The 17,938-nt window shown below is 66.8% G+C and carries 18 protein-coding genes; 9 read left to right on the top strand and 9 right to left on the bottom strand.

Going from position 1 to position 17,938, the window contains the following annotated elements; all coding sequences use genetic code 11:
• Positions 1–7: 7 nt before the first annotated feature.
• Positions 8–682 (top strand): lysozyme inhibitor LprI family protein, encoded by a 675-nt coding sequence (locus HG262_RS13775; protein ID WP_169271563.1) that lies wholly within the window; start codon positions 8–10, stop codon positions 680–682.
• On the opposite strand, the gene HG262_RS13770 is transcribed toward HG262_RS13775, so the two are convergent.
• The 3 genes from HG262_RS13770 to HG262_RS13760 form a co-directional block, all read right to left on the bottom strand.
• Entirely contained in the window at positions 683–2,776 is a 2,094-nt protein-coding gene (locus HG262_RS13770; RefSeq protein WP_169271562.1) for a PhoX family phosphatase, read from the bottom strand. It abuts the gene before it with no gap.
• A gap of 210 nt (positions 2,777–2,986) precedes the next feature.
• Positions 2,987–4,195, bottom strand: coding sequence for an ABC transporter substrate-binding protein (locus HG262_RS13765; protein ID WP_169271561.1), 1,209 nt, complete (start codon positions 4,193–4,195; stop codon positions 2,987–2,989).
• A gap of 102 nt (positions 4,196–4,297) precedes the next feature.
• A complete protein-coding gene (locus HG262_RS13760; RefSeq protein WP_169271560.1) occupies positions 4,298–5,029 on the bottom strand; it encodes an enoyl-CoA hydratase/isomerase family protein in 732 nt (243 codons plus the stop codon).
• Positions 5,030–5,200: 171 nt separating this feature from the next.
• On the opposite strand from HG262_RS13760, the gene HG262_RS13755 reads away from it, so the two are divergent.
• A complete protein-coding gene (locus HG262_RS13755) occupies positions 5,201–6,823 on the top strand; it encodes an AMP-binding protein (RefSeq protein ID WP_169271559.1) in 1,623 nt (540 codons plus the stop codon).
• A gap of 42 nt (positions 6,824–6,865) precedes the next feature.
• On the opposite strand, the gene HG262_RS13750 is transcribed toward HG262_RS13755, so the two are convergent.
• Positions 6,866–7,507 (bottom strand): TetR/AcrR family transcriptional regulator, encoded by a 642-nt coding sequence (locus tag HG262_RS13750; RefSeq protein WP_006225908.1) that lies wholly within the window; start codon positions 7,505–7,507, stop codon positions 6,866–6,868.
• Positions 7,508–7,723: 216 nt separating this feature from the next.
• Between HG262_RS13750 and HG262_RS13745 the strand changes: the two genes are divergently transcribed.
• Genes HG262_RS13745 through HG262_RS13725 form a run of 5 tightly spaced genes read left to right on the top strand, consistent with a single transcriptional unit; the run spans position 7,724 to position 12,385 of the window.
• A complete protein-coding gene (locus tag HG262_RS13745; protein ID WP_169271558.1) occupies positions 7,724–8,203 on the top strand; it encodes a MaoC family dehydratase in 480 nt (159 codons plus the stop codon).
• A gap of 5 nt (positions 8,204–8,208) precedes the next feature.
• Positions 8,209–9,084: an SDR family NAD(P)-dependent oxidoreductase gene (locus tag HG262_RS13740; protein ID WP_169271557.1), complete on the top strand. Its 876-nt coding sequence runs from the start codon at positions 8,209–8,211 to the stop codon at positions 9,082–9,084.
• Positions 9,081–9,566: a thioesterase family protein gene (locus tag HG262_RS13735; RefSeq protein WP_169271556.1), complete on the top strand. Its 486-nt coding sequence runs from the start codon at positions 9,081–9,083 to the stop codon at positions 9,564–9,566. Before HG262_RS13740 ends, HG262_RS13735 begins: the two co-directional genes overlap by 4 nt.
• A 19-nt stretch (positions 9,567–9,585) precedes the next feature.
• Positions 9,586–11,163 (top strand): aldehyde dehydrogenase family protein, encoded by a 1,578-nt coding sequence (locus HG262_RS13730; protein ID WP_169271555.1) that lies wholly within the window; start codon positions 9,586–9,588, stop codon positions 11,161–11,163.
• Positions 11,164–11,179: 16 nt separating this feature from the next.
• Positions 11,180–12,385: an acetyl-CoA C-acyltransferase gene (locus HG262_RS13725; protein WP_169271554.1), complete on the top strand. Its 1,206-nt coding sequence runs from the start codon at positions 11,180–11,182 to the stop codon at positions 12,383–12,385.
• A gap of 18 nt (positions 12,386–12,403) precedes the next feature.
• On the opposite strand, the gene HG262_RS13720 is transcribed toward HG262_RS13725, so the two are convergent.
• From HG262_RS13720 to HG262_RS13700, 5 genes are all read right to left on the bottom strand, one after another.
• Entirely contained in the window at positions 12,404–12,793 is a 390-nt protein-coding gene (locus HG262_RS13720; protein ID WP_169271553.1) for a hypothetical protein, read from the bottom strand.
• A 62-nt stretch (positions 12,794–12,855) separates the two neighbouring features.
• A complete protein-coding gene (locus tag HG262_RS13715) occupies positions 12,856–14,376 on the bottom strand; it encodes a caspase family protein (protein WP_169271552.1) in 1,521 nt (506 codons plus the stop codon).
• A gap of 8 nt (positions 14,377–14,384) precedes the next feature.
• On the bottom strand, positions 14,385–14,993 hold the full coding sequence (locus tag HG262_RS13710; protein WP_169271551.1) for a hypothetical protein: 609 nt from the start codon (positions 14,991–14,993) through the stop codon (positions 14,385–14,387).
• A gap of 2 nt (positions 14,994–14,995) precedes the next feature.
• Complete coding sequence (locus HG262_RS13705) at positions 14,996–15,661, bottom strand: sigma factor-like helix-turn-helix DNA-binding protein (RefSeq protein ID WP_169271550.1); 666 nt, start codon at positions 15,659–15,661, stop codon at positions 14,996–14,998.
• Between the two features lie 115 nt (positions 15,662–15,776).
• Positions 15,777–16,355 carry a hypothetical protein gene (locus tag HG262_RS13700; protein WP_169271549.1) on the bottom strand — a complete coding sequence of 193 codons (579 nt, stop codon included), beginning with the start codon at positions 16,353–16,355 and terminating at the stop codon, positions 15,777–15,779.
• Positions 16,356–16,529: 174 nt separating this feature from the next.
• Between HG262_RS13700 and HG262_RS13695 the strand changes: the two genes are divergently transcribed.
• Together HG262_RS13695 and HG262_RS13690 are read left to right on the top strand one after the other, a co-directional pair.
• Complete coding sequence (locus HG262_RS13695; RefSeq protein WP_169271548.1) at positions 16,530–16,991, top strand: hypothetical protein; 462 nt, start codon at positions 16,530–16,532, stop codon at positions 16,989–16,991.
• A gap of 127 nt (positions 16,992–17,118) precedes the next feature.
• On the top strand, positions 17,119–17,938 hold an 820-nt coding region (locus HG262_RS13690; protein WP_248293354.1), incomplete at its 3' end, for a hypothetical protein.

Raw genomic sequence — 17,938 nt, 5'->3', positions numbered from 1 at the left:
TCACGCCGTGATCCGTCATCTGGTCCTTGCAGCCTCGTTGGCCACCGCGGGCAGCGCGGCGGCGGCTGCGCCCTCATTCAACTGCGCCAAAGCTTCCACGCCGGTCGAAAAATCCCTTTGCGGCAACGCCGTGCTGGCCGCCCAGGATGCGGCCATCGCACAGCAATACAACGCGGTGCGTGGCAAGCTTGACGCCGAGGCAGCCAAATCGCTGACCGCCGATCAGCGTTATTTCCTGAGCGTGCGCGACAAGATCTATGCCGAGCCCCACGTGGGAAGCACGCCGTTCAAAGAGATCGGCACCAGCATGGATTACCGTCTGCGTTTCCTGAAGGCCATCAATCCGCAGCCGCCGGCTGGTTTTATCGGCAAGTGGAAAAACATCGAAGGTGAAATCGAGATCACGCAAACCGCCGAGGGCAAGCTGTTCGTGGCGGCCAATTCCTCTCGGCCTTATAGCGGCAGCTGGGTCTGCGATTTGAGCGGCAACGCGGTCGTCTCGGGTGACACCCTGAGCGTCACCTATCAGGACGGCGCGCCCTGGGTGCTTACCCTGACGCGCCGCGGCGCTGTGCTGGTGGTCCGCGAAGTCCCGCCCGCCGGTGTCAAAGACGCCGGCTTCGGTCCGCCGTTTTGCGGCATGAACGGCAGCCTGTTCGGCGACTGGTTCGCGGTGCGCTGATCACACCCCGATCGGTCCCCCGTCCGCACGCTGGATCACCACGGTCGATGAACGCGGGCGCACCGTGCCCGTGGAGGCGACGGTGGCGTCGTCCGTGCCGTACGACGGCCAGTTCACGGGATGCTGGATGTTCAGGAACAGGCTGGTGTAGTCCGGCGTGATGGCGAAGCCGGTGATTTCGGCTTCGTTGGGGCCGACGAAGAAGCGGCGCAGGTCGGCCTGGTTGGACGCGTTGATGGCCGGGCCGGTGCCGGTGCTGTCGGCAAGCGAACCGGGGATCACGGCCAGCATTTGGTCGTTGGTGGCGCGGGCGACGTTATTGTTGCGGCCGCCGTCGATGCCGTTGTCGGTCTGGATCCACAAGATGCCGCGGGCGTCGAAGCCCAGGCCGTCGGGGCTGGCCAGCTGGTTCAGCGCGGTCAGGCCCGAGCGGTTGGTGTCGGCGTCGGCGCCGGCGTCCGAGCCGAAGACGAAGATGTCCCACTCGAACTTGGCGGAGCCCGCTTCGTCGTGCCAGCGGATGATGTGGCCGTTGACGTTGTTCAGGCGCGGATTCGGCGGGTTGGTGCCGGTAGCGGCGTTGCGGCTGCTGTTGTTGGTCAGCGTCAGGTAGATGTCGCCGTTGGTGGGGTGCGTGGCGGTCCACTCGGGGCGGTCCATGGGCGTGGCGCCCACGAAGTCGGCCGCGCCGCGCGTGTTGATCAGGATGGCGTCCAGACTGCCGAATTCATCGGCCAGCGTGCGGCCACCCGTGCCGGGGGTGGCGCCGGTCAGCGCCAGCCATTCGCCGGTGCCGTCCGCGTTGAAGCGGGCGACATACAGCGTGCCTTTATCCAGGTACTTGGCGCCGACGGCCAGGCGGTCGGTGCGTTCGGCGTCCTTCGGGTCCCACACGGCTTCGGATACGAAACGGTAGATGTACTCGAAACGCGAATCGTCGCCGCTGTAGAAGGCCAGCGGCTTGCCGGCTTCGGGCTTGCTGTAGGCGCAGCCTTCATGGGCGAAGCGGCCCAAAGCCGTGCGTTTCGTGGCGATGCTGGTGGGGTCGTAGGGGTCGATCTCGACCAGGTAGCCGAAGCCGTTGACTTCATTGCGCCAGTCCTGCGTGGCGCTGGCGCCGGTTTCCGTGACGTTGAAGCGCGCGAATTCACCGAGGACTTCCGAGGGGTCGTTCGCGGCGGTTTCCCACTGGTAGCGGGCGGCGGGACCCGCGGACACGCCGACGCGGCGCTGATGCGCCGGGCGCGTGCCGGTGTTCACGAAGCAGGCCGCCCAGTTCTCTTCGGCGGTGATGTAGGTGCCCCAGGGTGTGAACCCGTTGCCGCAATTGTTGTTGGTGCCGCGCACTTGCGTGCCGTTGGGTGAAAACGGGGTCTTGACCCAGTCCGTGCCGCCGACCGGGCCGGCCAGCTTCATGGCGGTGGCTGACGTGAAGCGGCGGTTGTAGCGCGAGTTGTTGACGATGTTCCAGCGGCCGTTTTCACGACGCACGTGGACGATAGCGACGCCGTGGGCGTTGATTTCCTTGCGCACTTCTTCGGCGGGGCGCTTGCCGGCGACGCTCGTGGGGCCGTTCGGGTGCAGGGCGCGCTCGTCGATGTATTCGTGGTTGACCGCCAGCAAGCCTTCGGTGGAGCTGCCTTCGATCGGGAAGAAGTGCATGCCGTCGTGATGCATGCCCATCGAATTGAGCAGGTCGTTCGAGCTGTTGTTGCCGTTCTGGTCCCACGGCATGGCGTTGTCGTTGAGCGGCGTGCCCCAGGGCGCGAATACGTGGGCGATGTAACCGTTGGGCACCACGCAGCCGTCGGTCATTGAGGTGGGCAGGGAGTCAAAGCCCAGCTTGACCGGAGCCGGCGGCTCGGTGCCGGGGACTTCGGGATTGGGGTTCGGGTTCGGACCGCCGTCCACGGCGTCGTCATCGTCATCGCTGCTGTTACAGCCAGCCAGGCCCAGGCTCGTCATTGTGGCGAACGCAGCGGCCAGGCCGCCGCGCATCATCGTGCGGCGCGACAGGTTCTTTTCCAGGATTTCACTGAACGGCGTGTTCAGGCCGGGATTGCGGACGGTCTTGTCGGAGATGGATTTGCTCATTGGGATTCCTGGGGCGAGGGCTGCGTCTTGATCGGACGAGCAATGCTAGAAGTCCCAAATGAAAGGTTAATGACAATTTGCTGAACGCGATGGGGAAGCGGTCCGAATGATCGGGCGGAGCAGGGTGGCTGGGAGGCGGATGCAACAAGCCGGCGCCGCGTTCACGGCGCCGGCCTGCGTCAGGATTCGGGCAAGGCGGAACGGCCTGGCTTACTTGGCCGCGACCAGCGGGCAGCCGCCCTGGTTCAGCGGGCGGAACGCGTTGTCGCCCGGGATGGTGCGCAGGATCTTGTAGTAGTCCCAGCGCGCCTTGGATTCCGAAGGCTTCTTCACTTCGACCAGGTACATATCGTGCACCAAGCGGCCGTCTTCGCGCAGGTAGGCGTTGCGGGCGAACATGTCGTCGATCTTCATGCCGCGGATTTGCTTCATGACGGCGTCGCCCTCCAGTGAGTGGCTTTCCTTCACCCCTTTCAGGAAGGTCAGCACGGACGAGTAGACGCCGGCCTGCGCCATCGTCGGCACGCGCCCTTTCATGCGGTCCGCGTAGCGCTTGGCCCAGTCGCGCGTGCGCTCGTCCATGTCCCAGTAAAAGCCGGTGGTCAGCACCAGGCCTTGCGCCTGCTCCAGGCCCACGCCGTCGACGTCGGTGATGAACATGAGCAGGCCTGCCAGTTTCTGGCCGCCTTTGATCAGGCCGAATTCATTGGCCTGCTTGATGGCCATGGTGGTGTCGCCGGAGGAATTGGCCAGCGCCACGATCTCGGCCTTGGAAGCCTGGGCCTGTAGCAGGAACGAGGAAAAGTCGTTCGAGGCGCGCGGATGTTTGACCGCGCCCAGCGTCTGGCCGCCCGCCTGTTTGACCGCGTTTTCCGTGTCGGCCTGCAAGGCGTGCCCGAACGCGTAGTCGGCGGTCAGGAAATACCACTTCTTGATGCCGGATTCCGTCAGCGCGCGGCCGGTGCCGTTGGCCAGCGCGTAGGTGTCGTAGGTCCATTGGGCCGTCGAGGCCGAGCACGCTTTGCCCGTCAGGTCCGAGGTGCCGGCGGTAGACGCCAGGAACGCGATGTTGGACGTGCGCGTGATTTCCTGCACGGCCAGCGCGACTGACGAGGTCGGCACGTCGACGATGGCCTTGACGTTGTCCTGGTCGATCCAGCGGCGTGCGGTGGCGGACCCGATGTCGGCCTTGTTTTGGTGATCGCCGGCGATGATTTCGATCTTGCGGCCCAGCACGGTGGACCCGAAGTCTTCGACCGCCATGCGGGCGGCTTCGACCGAGCCTTGGCCCGAGAGGTCGGCGTTCATGCCGGACAGGTCGGTCAGGACGCCGATGCGGATGGGTTTGTCCGACTGCGCATGCGCGACCGGCAACGCGAAGGCGCCGGCGACGAGCAGGGCGCTAAGCAATGGTTTCATGTCTTTCCTCCAGGATGGGCGCCCGCTCTGAGACGGGTCTAAAACGCGGAACGGAACAGCGGAATAGCACTGCGGAATGGAACGTTGGAACGGACCTTGGAACTACCCCGCAGCGGCGGGTGACAGCAGGTGGCACAACAGGAACTGATCGGTCTGAGCATGCGCGTGGCGGCTCGCGTCGAATTGGGCGTCGATGGCGCGTTTGGTCAGACGCAGTGCCAGCGTGGGGCAGGCGGCGGCTTCTCGAGCCAGCTCCTTGGCGGCGCGCAGCACGTCGCCGGCAGGGGCGACTCGGTCGGCCAGGCCCCAGGCTTCGGCGGTGGTCGCATCCAGCCGCAGGTCGGTGAACAGCGCCCGTTTGGCGCGGGCGGGGCCGACCAGGCCTGCCAGGCGCGGCAGGCCGCCCCAGGCAAGAGGCAAGCCCAAACGGACTTCAGGCAGACGCAGGAACGCGTCGGCGCCCAGGACGCGCCAATCGCAAGCCAGGGCCAACACGGCGCCCCCTCCCACGGCGGCGCCTTCGATGGCGGCGACGGTAACTTGAGGCAGCTCGCTCCAGGCGCGGCACATCGCTTCGCCGCGAGCCAGCGCGCGTTGCGTGACCAGCGGATCTCCATGGCTCCAGAGCGCGGGGTCTTTCAGGTCAATGCCCGCGCTGAAGATGGCGGGCGCGCCTGTCAGCACGATGGCGCGGATGTGGTCATCCCGCGCCAGTTCGCCCGCGGCGTCGATCAGTGCGTCCATCGCCGCCAGATTCAGCGCGTTCGCCTTGCCGCCCCGGTCGTAACGCACGACGGCCACGTCCTTGTCCCGCTCGATTGAAACCATGCTCATTCACTGTCCTTCGGGTTTATTTCGTGGATATACTACCAAGTATGTTGAAAGTCGCAAGACGCCGCAAGGCGGTTGCCCGGGATGGTGCGGGTAAGTCCGCATTCTCCAAGCCTGGATGGCCGCGGAAAAGTCATGAAAAATAGGCGAAACAACAAAATGAGGAGACAGTTGATGAACGACGAGGCTCGGGCGGCCGTTCCCGATCGCCAGGCGTGCGTGCTGCGCTATTTGTTGGAAGATCAGGCAAAAAAGATACCGGACAGAATCTTTGTCCGCTTCCATGGCGGTCCAACATGGACTTATGCGCAGACCCTGGCCCAGGTCCGCCAGCGCGCGGCCACGCTGCGCCGCGAAGGCGTCAAGCAGGGGGACCGGGTGCTGTGCTGGATGGGCAACGGGCCGGAGCTGCTGACCAGCTGGTTTGCCATCAATTACCTGGGTGCGGTGTATGTGCCGTTGAACACCGCACTGCGCGGCCGGCCGCTGGAGCACGTGCTGGAGAACGCCCAGGCTTCTCTGATGCTGGCGCATCGGGGGCTGGTCGAGCGCTTGCAGGCGCTGTCGCCTGGCGCGCTGACCCGCGTGCTGCTGACGGGCGAGGGCGAGGCGCCGCCCGCTGTGCCGCGCGGCGTGTCGTTCGCGGCGCTGGTGGATGGGGCGGGGGAGCCTGCGGCGGATCTGCTGGCGACCGAGGCGCCGATCGAACCCTGGGACATGCAATCCATCATGTACACGTCCGGGACCACGGGGCTGTCCAAGGGTGTCGTCACGTCCTATGTGCAGCTCTACACCATGGGGCCGGACGCCTTTGATTGCATCACGCCGGAAGACCGGTGCATGATCGCGGGCCCCATCTTCCATTGCGGCAGCACGCTGTACGTGTACGCGATGCTGGCCTATGGGGGATCGATCGCCATGGTGCCGGAGTTTCGCACGGCCGAGTTCTGGGACGCGATCCGCGATACCGAAAGCACGGTGGTGCTGTTGCTGGGCGTCATGGCCAACTTCCTGCTCAAACAGCCGCCGTCACCGCGGGACCGCGAGCACACCCTGAAGAAGGCGTTCATCGTGCCGTTCGGGGAAGACTCCCCGGCGTTCCAGGCGCGTTTCGGCGTGGATCTTTACACGGTCTACAACATGACCGAGATCGCCAGCCCCTTGAGCGCCGGCCCGGGGCTGACCGAAGCGGGGCGCTGCGGCAAGCCGCGGCCATGGTTCGAGCTGCGGGTGGGCGACGCGCAGGACCGGGCGGTGCCGGACGGCCAGGTGGGTGAGCTGCTGATCCGGTCGCATCGGCCGTGGGCGCTGTTTACCGGTTACTACCGCAATCCCGAAGCGACCGCCGCGTCGATGCGCAACGGCTGGTTCCACACTGGGGATGCGTTCCGGCGTGACGCGGCGGGCACCTTCTTCTTCGTGGACCGCTTGAAGGACGTGATCCGCCGGCGGGGCGAGAACATCTCGTCGTTCGAGCTGGAGGGCGAGATCTGCGCGCATCCTGCCGTGCGCGAGGCCGTGGCAGTGGCGGTGCCCAGCGAGCACGGAGAGGACGAGGTGCTGGCGGTGGTGACGGCCGTGGAGGGGGCGCAGGTGGAGCCTGGCGCGTTGATCGGGTGGCTGGCGGAGCGCGTGCCGCACTACATGGTGCCGCGCTATGTGCGGGTGGTCGAGGAGCTGCCGAAGACCGCCAGCGGCAAGCTGCAAAAGCACGTGTTGCGCAGCGAGGGGCTGGCGCAAGGCACGTGGGACCGGGAGGCGGCGGGGATACGGCTGCGCCGCGAACGGCTGGCGTGAGGGGGCAGGCGGCTCGCCCCGGGACGGGGCGGGGCCGCGCCCTCAGGCGCGGGCGCCCAGGCCGGCGATGATGGTGTGGACGACCTTGTTGGCCAGGATCTCTCGGTCGTCGCGCGTTTCGCCCAGGCGCGGCCGGTACCAGACGGCCAGCCAATTGATGGCGCCCAGCGCCGCCTTGACCGCGACGGAGACGTCGTCGATGGCCAGCGAGCCGTCTTCCACGCCTTCGTAGGCCACACGCTTGAACAGCGCTTCGAAGTCGTCGCGGATGGTCATGAGTTCGGCCAGGGTCTGACGCTGGGCGGGGGTGGTGGCGCCCAGGCGGTGCATGTGCACGCCTTGTACGACGACCGTCTCGAACGCCAGATTCTCCATCATCGACAGGGCATGGTGCTTGAGCATCAGCGCCAGCCGGTGCGCGGCGGTGCCTTTTTCCTTCATCACCGGGCGCACGGCTTCGAAATTGCGACGCATGCCTTCGCGATGCACGTCGAAGAAGAGGTCGGTCTTGGATCGGTAATAGTGATAGACGCGGCCCTTGGTGGCTCCCAGCCGGCGCGCCACGTCGTCGATGCTGGACGCGTGGAACCCTTGCTCCATGAAGCACTCGGCCGCCGCGGTCAGCAGTTCGATATTGCCCATGCCGTCATCGCGTGCAGCCGTCACCGTAGGTTCCCCATTCATGCGCCTTTCTCCATCCATGCGTTGCGGCAAAGCGCCAGTTTAGCCAATTGCCAGTCAGCACACTGCGTGGCGGGCAGGTTTACGCGCCTTCGCAGGACGATCCGACCGGCTGTACAAATCAGAAAATCGAAGTTTATACTACTCGGTATGTTTTAGCGTTCTGAAGCGCCATGGTGGCGGTCTGCGACGCGCTCCCTCCTGGATATTCGGCTGCCCATGACTACAGACCTTGTTCAAGCCCCTTTCACTCCCCAAGCCCTGGCCGACCAGGTGTCGCAGGAAATCGGCGTGTCGGAATGGGTGACCATTTCGCAGGCGCAAGTGGACTTGTTCGCAGATGCCACGGGTGACCACCAGTTCATCCATGTGGACCCGGCCCGCGCCGCGCGCGAAAGCGCTTTCGGCGGGCCCATCGCGCATGGCTTCCTGTCGCTGTCGTTGCTGACCGCGTTGAGCCAGAAGGTGTTGCCCGTCTTCGATGGCGCCATCGGCATCAATTACGGTTTCGATAAGGTTCGCTTCCTGACGCCAGTGCCGGTCGGCGCGCGGGTGCGCGGCCGATTCGTGCTGAGCGAGTTCACGCCGCGCAACGCGCGTGAGTTCACCACCCGGTATGCCGTCACCGTCGAGATCGAGGGCGCCGCGCGTCCCGCGCTGGTGGCCGACTGGATCACCATGACCATTCTTCAAGGATGAACCCCATGAGCATTCGTTTCGATGAACGCGTCGCCATCGTGACCGGCGCCGGCCAGGGGCTGGGTCGCAGCCATGCACTGCAGCTGGCCGCGCGCGGCTGCCGCGTGGTGGTCAACGACTTCGGAGGCGCGGCGCAGACCGTGGCTGACGAGATCCTGGCCGCGGGCGGCCAGGCCATCGCCGACGGCGGCAACGTCTGCGACAGCGCCGCCGTGGACGCCATGGTGGCGCGGGCGATGGATGCCTGGGGCCGCGTCGATATCCTGATCAACAACGCCGGCATCCTGCGCGACAAGACCTTCGCCAAGATGAGCGCCGACGATTTCAACGCGGTCATCGACGTGCATCTGCTGGGCTCGGCAAATTGCGCGCGCGCCGTCTGGCCGATCATGCGTGAGCAGCGCTACGGCCGGATCCTGATGACCACCTCCACGTCGGGCATGTACGGCAATTTCGGCCAGTCGAACTATGGTGCCGCGAAAGCAGGTGTAGTCGGCCTGATGAACGTGCTGCACCTGGAAGGCCAGAAGCATGGCATCCACGTCAATGCGCTGGTGCCCACCGCCGCGACCCGCATGACGGCCGAGATGTTCGACGCGGACGCGCTACGGGCGCTGGATCCGGCCTATGTGACGCCGGCCGCCCTGTTCCTGGTGGCCGAGGGCGCGCCCAGCCGCACGGCGCTGCTGGCGGGCGCGGGGACCTATGCGCGTCTTGCCATCGTGGAAAGCGAAGGCGTGTATTTCCCCGAAGGCGAACGCACGCCCGAGAGCATTGCCGCGCACTTCGACGAAATCGCCAGCCTGGCCCGCCTGATCGAGCCGCCCGAGGGCCTGGCGCACGTCGCCCGCATCCTGAAGCGCGCGCAGGAGGCGGCATGAACGCCCCTGCCCAGCCGCCCGCCACGACGCAGCCGCCACGCGCGGCCCCGCACGTCCGAAGCGACTATCCGCACCTGCTGCCGATGACCACACGCCTGCGCGACATCGACGTCTACGGCCACATGAACAACGTGGTCTACAACGAATACTTCGACACGGCGGTCAACCAGACGCTGGTGGAACTGGGCGTGCTGGACCTGAACAAGAGCGACGTGATCGGCCTGGTGGTGCACAGCCAGACCTCGTACTTCCGTCCCGTGTCGTTTCCCGACCGCGTCGTGCTGGGTTTGCGCGTGGGCCGCCTGGGCCGCACCAGCGTGACCTACGAGTTTGCGCTGTTCCGCGGCGAAGACGAGGCCGCGGCCGCGCAGGGCAGCTACACCCACGCGTATGTTGACCGCGCCCGCAGCCAGCCCGTCGAATTGCCGCCCGCCTTGCGACGCGCGCTGGAGCCGCTGCTGCGCGCACCGGCGCCGGCCTGAACGCCGCCCAGGAGCGACTGTGATCGACCACACCCTGCCTCGCGTCACGTACTCGAACATCCACACGGACTTCTCGGCCGTGCATGATCTGCTGGACAAGCGGCTGCCCGATTTCGAATCGCGCATGCTGGGGTTGGATTACCGGCATCGCTTCGAGGGTCGCGTGGTGGCGGGCGAACCCTTGCAAGAATCCTATTCGCCGATCGATCACTGGCTGCTGATCGGGCGCTTTCCCAGCGCCGGCGCCGACACGGTCGACCAGGCGATCGCCTGCGCCCGGCACGCCCAGCCGGCATGGGCCGCGCAAGGCTGGGCGGCGCGCATTGCCGTGCTGCGCCGGTTGGCGATGGTGCTGTCCGAACGCAAGTACGACTTCGCCATGGCGACGATGGTCGAGATCGGCAAGTCGCGGCTGGAGGCGCTGGGCGAGGCCGAGGAAACCGTGGACCTGATCCGCTATTACTGCGATCAGGCTGAACGCAGCGATGGCTACCGGCAGCCGCTGGCGCGCGCCTTCGACAACGAAAGCACGCACGACGTGCTGCGTCCCTACGGCGTGTTCGCGGTGATCGCGCCGTTCAATTTCCCGCTGGCGTTGTCCGTGAACATGGTCTGCGCCGCGCTGCTGGCAGGCAATGCCGTGGTCTACAAGCCGTCGCCCCGCGCCGCGTTGACCGGCGCGTTGCTGTTGAGCGCCTGCGACGGTGCCGGCGTGCCCCCGGGATGCGTGAATGGCGTGTTCGGCGGTGCGCAGACGGGCGCGATGCTGGCGCAGCACGCCGGCATTGACGGTTACGCGTTCACGGGCAGCCTTGAGGTCGGCATGGATTTGCTGCAGGCGGTGGCGGCGGGCCGCCATGCGCGGCCCGTCATCGCCGAGATGGGCGGGAAGAACCCGACCTACGTCACGGCCAGCGCCGATCTGGATACGGCCGTGCAAGGCGTGGTGCGCTCGGCCTTCGGCTTGCAAGGGCAAAAGTGTTCGGCGGGGTCGAAAGTGTATGCGCACGCCAGCATCCACGACGCCTTCCTGGACCGGCTCTGCGCCGCCACTGAAGACGTGAGCGTCGGCGACCCGCGTGAACGCGGCGTCTTCATGGGGCCGGTGATCGACGAAGCGGCGTGGCGGCGCTACCGCACGGCCTGCGAAGACGTCAGGGCGGCCGGCCGGCTATTGGCGGGCGGACGCCGCCTGAGCGCGGGTGAATTGGCCTACGGCCACTATGTGCGGCCCGCCGTCGCGGCCGGCTTGCCCGCCGACCACCGGCTGAACCGCAAGGAACTCTTCCTGCCCTTCGTCTCGGTGCTGCCGTTCACCGATTTCGACGCAGCGCTCGATGACGGCAACGCGGTGGACTACGGCCTGACCGCCGGCTGCTATGCAGAAGAACAGGACGAGATCGACCGGTTCCTGAACCGCGCGCAGGCGGGCGCCCTGTATGTGAACCGGGCCAGCGGCGCGACCACGGGCGCGTGGCCGGGCGTCCAGACGTTCTGCGGCTGGAAGGGTTCAGGCATGACCGGCAAAGGCGGTCTGGGGCCGTACTACGTCGCCCAATTCGCACGTGAGCAAAGCCACACCGTCTGGCATCGCTAACACACAGGAAACCACAATGAGAGAAGCCGTCATCGTTTCAACCGCCCGCACGCCGATCGGCCGGGCCTATCGCGGCGCGTTCAATGACACGACCGCGCCCACGCTGGGCGGCCATGCGATTTCGCATGCCGTGGCGCGTGCGGGCGTCGCGCCCGGCGAGGTCGAAGACGTGATCCTGGGCGCCGCCTTGCAGCAAGGGACGACGCACATGAACGTGGCGCGCCAGGCGGCGCTGCGCGCCGGCCTGCCCGCGCAGGTGGCTGCAATGACGCTGGACCGGCAGTGCGCGTCAGGGCTGATGGCGATTGCCACGGCCGCGCGGCAAGTGACGCAGGAAGGCATGGATATTGTCGTGGCCGGCGGCCTGGAGTCGATTTCGCTGGTGCAAAACGACACGATGAACCGCCACCGATGGTTCGATGAGGCGCTGATGCGCGAGCAACCCGAAATCTTCATGAGCATGCTGGAAACGGCCGAGATCGTGGCCAGCCGCTATGGCATTCCCCGCGCCGCGCAGGATGCGTATGCCTTGCGTTCGCAGCAACGTACGGCCGCCGCGCAGGCCGCCGGGCGTTTCGACGAAGAGATCGTGCCGCTTGCCGCCATGATGCAAGTGACGGACCGCGCGACAGGCCTGACGTCGACCCAGTCGGTGACGTTGGCGCGTGACGAAGGCAATCGCCCGGATACCTCGCTGGACAGCCTGGCGAAGCTGCAACCCGTATTCAAGAGCGGCCAGCGCTTGGAGGTTGGCCAGCACATCACCGCCGGTAATTCGTCGCAGCTCTCGGACGGCGCATCGGCCTGCGTGGTCATGGAAGCCGCCGAAGCGCGTCGGCGGGGCCTGAAGCCGCTGGGCACGTACCGCGGCATGGCGGTCGCCGGCTGCGGCCCCGAAGAAATGGGTATCGGGCCGGTGCATGCGGTGCCGCGCCTGTTGGCGCGGCACGGCTTGAAGGTCGACGATATCGGCCTGTGGGAGCTGAACGAGGCCTTTGCCTGCCAGGTGCTGTATTGCCGCGATCAACTTGGCATTCCGGACGAGCGCCTGAACGTCAATGGCGGCGCCATTTCGATCGGCCATCCCTACGGGATGTCGGGCGCGCGCATGGCGGGGCACGCGCTGATCGAAGGCCGCCGGCGCGGCGTGCGCTATGCGGTGGTGACGATGTGCGTGGGCGGCGGCATGGGCGCGGCCGGCCTGTTCGAAATCACCCCCTGAGGGAAGGGCCGCGGGGCGCTATTTCGCGACGTTTTCGTCGTCCACCGTCAACCCGCCGTCTTTCATGATGCCTTGGGCGATCTCTTCGGCGGACTTGCCGCCAAAGCCATGTTCGCCGGCGGTGATGCGGAAGCTGTCGCCTTCCAGCGGGCTTTGTAGCGTGGCCGAGGTCAGCAGCACGCCATTGGAGCGCAGCTGAATGCGCTTGCCCACGCGGTTGCGCGTGAAGTCGGCCAGGGCCTTTTGGCTGTCGGGCTTCAAGGCCACGTCAACGACGCGGGCGCCTGTGTGCGGGTCGGCGCTGGGCGTGGCGCTGGCGGCTTGCAGCGTGACGGTTTCGGCGTGCGCGGCCAAGGGCAGCGACAAGGCCAGGGCGGCGGCGCAGGCCAGATGCTTCATCAAGGGCATGGCAGTTTCCTTTGACGGGGACAAGAGCTCCATCCTAGCCGAAGTGCGTTGCGCCGACGAGTTCAGGGCCGGCCGGGCGCACGCATGACCGGCGGGCGCACCCAGGGCATGTCGGGCAGCCCCTGTATCTGCGGCATGCCCGGGGCGGGCATGCCCAGGGGGTTGAGCGCAGCGTCTTGCAGCACGCTGATCCATTCCTGCGGGTTCATCGGTTCACCCATGCGCGCGCGCACGTCCAGCAGGTCCAGCGCGGCGCGGCGGTGGCCGGCTTCCGCGGCCTCGCGGAACAGGCGTTCGGCCACGTTGTAGTTCTTGGGCACGCCCCGGCCCATGCCGGTCAGTTCGCCCAGGTACGTTTGCGCGGGGGCAAAGCCCTGGTCGGCAGCGCGCTGATACCACCGGGCCGCCACCTGGTAGTCCTGCTCCACGTGTTCGCCGTTTTCGGCGATGAGGCCCAAGGTGGTCATGGCGACCACGTCACCCGCTTTGGCCCGCGCTTGCAGCGAGGCCAGCCTGGGCTCGTCCAAGTATTTCGCGCCCCGTTCGATTTCGAATTCCCACGCGCTCATGCGCGCCTTGATCAAGTCGCGGCCGAGCGTGGGCGAGGGACCGCGGCCGGCTTGACCGGGCTTGCCGCCCGGCACGGCGGGCGTCTGACCGTCGGCCAGTGTGGTGAAGGTGACCGTGCCGACCAGGCTGCTGGCGTAGTGCGGAATCTGCCGGTAGGCGGTGGCGACTTGCACATCGCCCGTCAGCTGCTTGAAGAAATTCTCGACCGGGGCGGACGCGGGCAGGGCGTCCAGGCCTTGCGCGAAGTAATACGCGTACGGGCTATGGCGCGGCCCTTCGTTGCCAAAGCCGTCTTCGGCCGTGGCGCCAGGCTGCGTCGAAAACGCGATCAGTTCGCCGCCCGCCGGCACGGTGTGAACCAGGCCCGCCGAGGGGGCGCCGCGCGTCAGATTCGTGCGGCACGCGTCCAGCACCATCAGCCGGGCGCGCACCTCGGACCGGCGCAGCGCCTGCGACACGCGCTTGATGCTCAGCGAGCTTTGCTGTGCGGTGCGGATGCGGACTTCGCCCAGGGGCAACGCCAGGTCCACGCCAAACAGATAGTTCACATCGTCCACGGCCACGGCATGGCCGGCAAAGTACACCAGCGCCAGATCTGCGTCTTTCGCGCGCGTGGCGAACTCGTCGACGGCGGTTTCCATTTGTGCGGTGGTCAGGTCGGTAAGCAGCGTGACGTCGAATTGCCGCTTGCGCAGCGACTCGGCGATCAGGCGAGCGTCGTTGACCGGGTTGACCAGCGCGTTGGCGGGCACCGCGTAGCGGGCGTTGCCAATGACCAGCGCGTAGCGACGCTTGGCGGCGGTGGGGGCGGGCGGAGCCGTTGGGACTGACCTGGCCGACGGGGCTGCGGGGGGCGAGGAGGGCGACGGAGCCGCGGCCGGGTTGGCCGTCACGCCCGCATGCAGCGGCAACAGGCCCGCGCCCAACATGGCGGCAAGCAACCGCCGGCGGGTCAAGGGCATCGTCGAGGGCATCGTCGAAGGCATCGCAACCGGAAACGGATTCGTCTTCATGCTTAGCTTCATTGACGGGGGCAAACGCCGGCCGGGCCGGGGGTAGCGGACAGTACGCCCAGCGCGTGGGCGGCATCCTGCAACGAGGATTCGCGAGCAGCGCTCAGCACGTATCGGCCGTCGGCGTCGGGACCATCCACAATCGACACGTCGTACTGGGACAAGGTGTTGCGCAGCTGTTTGGCGGTGAGCGCGTCGGGCAGGTCCACCACCAGGCGCGGGCAGGAACCGCCGCCGCGCGTCAGGACCCCGTCGGGCGCGGGCGCATCCAGCGGCGCTTGCTGCACCACCATGACCGACAGCATGATCGCCAGCGCCCAGCCCAGCGGCATCAGCGGACTGGCGGGCGTGGGCCATAGCCATTGCCACAGCCGGCGGGCGCGGGTCGGCAAGGGCTGCGCGGGGGGTGGGCGTTCGGCCAGCGCGCGCAGGAATGCGGAATCGCGGTCGGCCCGGCCGATGTCGTTGTGGGCCAGCTGGCGCGCCTGGGCCAGATTGCGCCATTCGTCGACCTCGGCCCGCAGCGCGGGGTCGCGCGCCATGTCGGCTTCGAAGGCGCGGCGGGCGTTGTCGTCGAGCTGGCCCGACAGATAGGACAGCACTCGGTCTTCAGACATGATCAGTCCATTCCTTTACGCGTGCATTCGGCCACGAGCTTGCGTGCGGCGTGCAGGCGGCTCTTGACGGTAGGCACATGCAGGTCCTGCTGCCGCGCGATCTGTTCCATGGGGACCTCGTCCAGATACAGGAACATCGTGGCGCGCAGGGTGTCGCTGAGCTTGTTCAGGCATTCGCGCATGCGCTTGATGAGCGACAGGTGCTCGTATGCGTGTGCGGGGTCGGCGAAGGGGGAGGGGTCGCCCACGTCGTCGGCGTCGCTGAAGACGTTGTCGTCCTGGCCACCGTCGCCTTCGGGCCCGGCCCATCGCACTTCGTGCCGCGTGCGCCGATGCATCTGGATCAGCTCGTGCAGCGAGCCCCGATACAGGTAGCCGCCCAGCTTGCTGACTGCGAGTTCCTGGGCAGTCCACCCGTCCGCCGGCTGGCCGTGCTGGAAGCCTTCGTCCTTGAACGTGCGCGTTTGCAGGAATTTCATGAGCGCGTTATTGAAGGCGTCCACCACGCCCTCCGGCGAGGTGTTGAAGAATTTCTTGCGCAGCTTCAGCGTGATGTGCTGTTCGGCCTTGTTGCGGAATTCCAGCGCGTAGCGCGGATCGGCATGCAGGATGCGGAGCAGCGCGTCGACGTTGTTGATGACGTAGCGCTTGGGGTCGAGCGAGTTCATGGTTCAGATTTCGGGCGGGGGGCGAACTGGACGCGGAACGTCAGCCCATCGGCGGAAAATGCCGCAGCCCTCCGGGGCGAGGGCTGCGGCACCTTAGCCGCGCAAGGCCGGAAAATCAAGCGCGTTGGCGCAGCACGGCGATACCGCGCACGGTGAATGCCACGGCGATCGCCAACGACAGGTAGAAGCCGAAGCCGAAGCTCAGGCTGCTCCAGAGCGACGACACCATGTCGCCGGCCATGTTGCGGCTGGCGCGCGAATTGCCCATGAATCCGGCGAATTGACGCGTGGCGTTCGTCAGTTCGCGCACCTGCGACACGATGCCGGCCAGTGCGATGCCCCACAGGGCAATCGGCAGGAAGTAGCCCAGGCGGGCCGCGCGGCGGGGCAGCAGGGACGGCAGCAGCGGGCCGACCACGGCCAGCAGCCACAACAGCGCGTAGATACCGGCGCCCGTGCCTTGCGAGCCCTGGAGGTTGCCGCCGTTCTGCAGGCGCAGCAGGTCGTAGAAGCTGAGGCTGGCGTTGGCTCCCATGATGCGTACCGTGATCACGGAAAGCACCGTGGTGGCCAGCAGGAACAGCAGCGCGCCTGCGGCGTCGCCACGGTTGACGCGCTGGGCGGCGGTGGCGGCCCAGCGTGCGCCGTGGATCTTGGCCTGGGTCAATACGTCGCGTGCTTCTTTGCCTTGCATGGTCTTTCCTTTTGAGTTGGGGGCGGGTGCCTGTATCTGTCGCTATGCGCGGCAGCCGGAAAGGTTCGATTTTTTTTCGATGAATATTTTTCGAACCTTTTCCCGCCGGGGGCGTAGCAGAGGGCAAGGGCGCGGATTTTCCCGTCGCCATCCACCCTCACGGAGAGTCGAATCATGTCCAATCCCACCGCGCTGACCGCCCTGTACCAGACCGTGGTTCAAGAAGAACTGGGCCTGGTGGCCCGCATCGACGACGACGGCGACGTGCTGTTTCGCCACCCCGACCTGGGCACCATGTTTTTCAGCCTGAGCGAGACGGACCCGGAATTCCTGCGCCTGGTCTACCCGAGCTTCGTGGACGCGGACGAACTGGGCCTGACCCGTGCGCAATTGCTGGAAGTCGTCAACGCGGTGAACAACCGCTGCAAGGCGGTCAAGCTGACCCTGCAGCAGGACCGGGGCCCGAAGGCCGGCCGTGTATCGGCGTCGCTTGAGGGCTTTGTGGCCGCGTCTGACACCCTGCCCGCCGAGGCGCTGCTGCGCGCCATCGTGGCGCGTTGCGTGTCGGTCATCCGCCATAGCGCCGGCGAACTGGTCAAGGACGCGCTGGAACGCAAGCAAGCCGCCGCTGATTGAGCCCCGCGCCGGCAAGGCGCAATTGAAACAAGCCTGGCCCTGTGTTGTAACTTTGCGATACATTGCAGGGCTTTGACGGAAACCGCGCTCCGCTGGCGCGAGGTTTCCCGCCACCACGATGATGTCGATGCACCCGCTCTTGTTCCGTTCGTTGATCCTCCGCCTTGCGGCCATACTGTTGTTGCTGGGGGGGCTGAGCGCGTGCGCGGTCAAGACCAATTCCCGGGGCGGACTGGTCTATGGCGTCGATACCGCCGCCTTGTTCGGCACCGAGATCGGCCAGTTCCCGTTGCAGGACGGGGGGCTGGGCACGCTGCGGCGCGAGGGCAAGAATTTCTCGGTCAAGCTGTCGGGCAATCAACGCGTGGTGCCGTTGAACAACGTGGACTCGGCCCGCGTCGCGCGTACCGAAAACGTGGGCCCGCGCACCGTCGTCGTCATCGAGACGCAGCGCCGCAACTGCGATTACCGCTATACCGTGCTGGCGATCGAAGGGTCCGACGTGCTGTCGTGGGACCTGGGCAATTGCCGCGACCGGCCAGCCGTGCTGGTGCAGGACGACCGCAGCGCCATGACCTTCGATTTTCCGAAGGGATCCAACATCGAGCGGTTCGTCTACACGCAGGACGGCCGCATGCGCCGGGGCGACGTCAAGACGGTGGCCGGCCTGAATCCGCGCGCCAAGCCGTTCGCCGACGAATCGCTGTATCCGCCGGGTTATCAGGATTCGCTGCGCCGGTACGGCGTCTATCCGCCGCCCGCTGCGCCAGCCGCAAAGACCGGAAAATCGGGCAAGCCGGGCAAAGCGCCCAAGCCCGCCCGGCCCGACGCGCCCGCCAGGACGGCGCCCGCCGACAACCCGGCGGGCAGTCAGCCCCAGAGCCAAACGCAGACTGCCGGCCGCGTCGTCCCGCCGCCGCCCCAGCGCGTGCCGGGCGGCGACGGGC

Source organism: Achromobacter sp. Bel (genome assembly GCF_012928505.1).
GTDB lineage: Bacteria > Pseudomonadota > Gammaproteobacteria > Burkholderiales > Burkholderiaceae_B > Achromobacter.
This window is presented reverse-complemented; position numbering and strand designations above follow the sequence as displayed.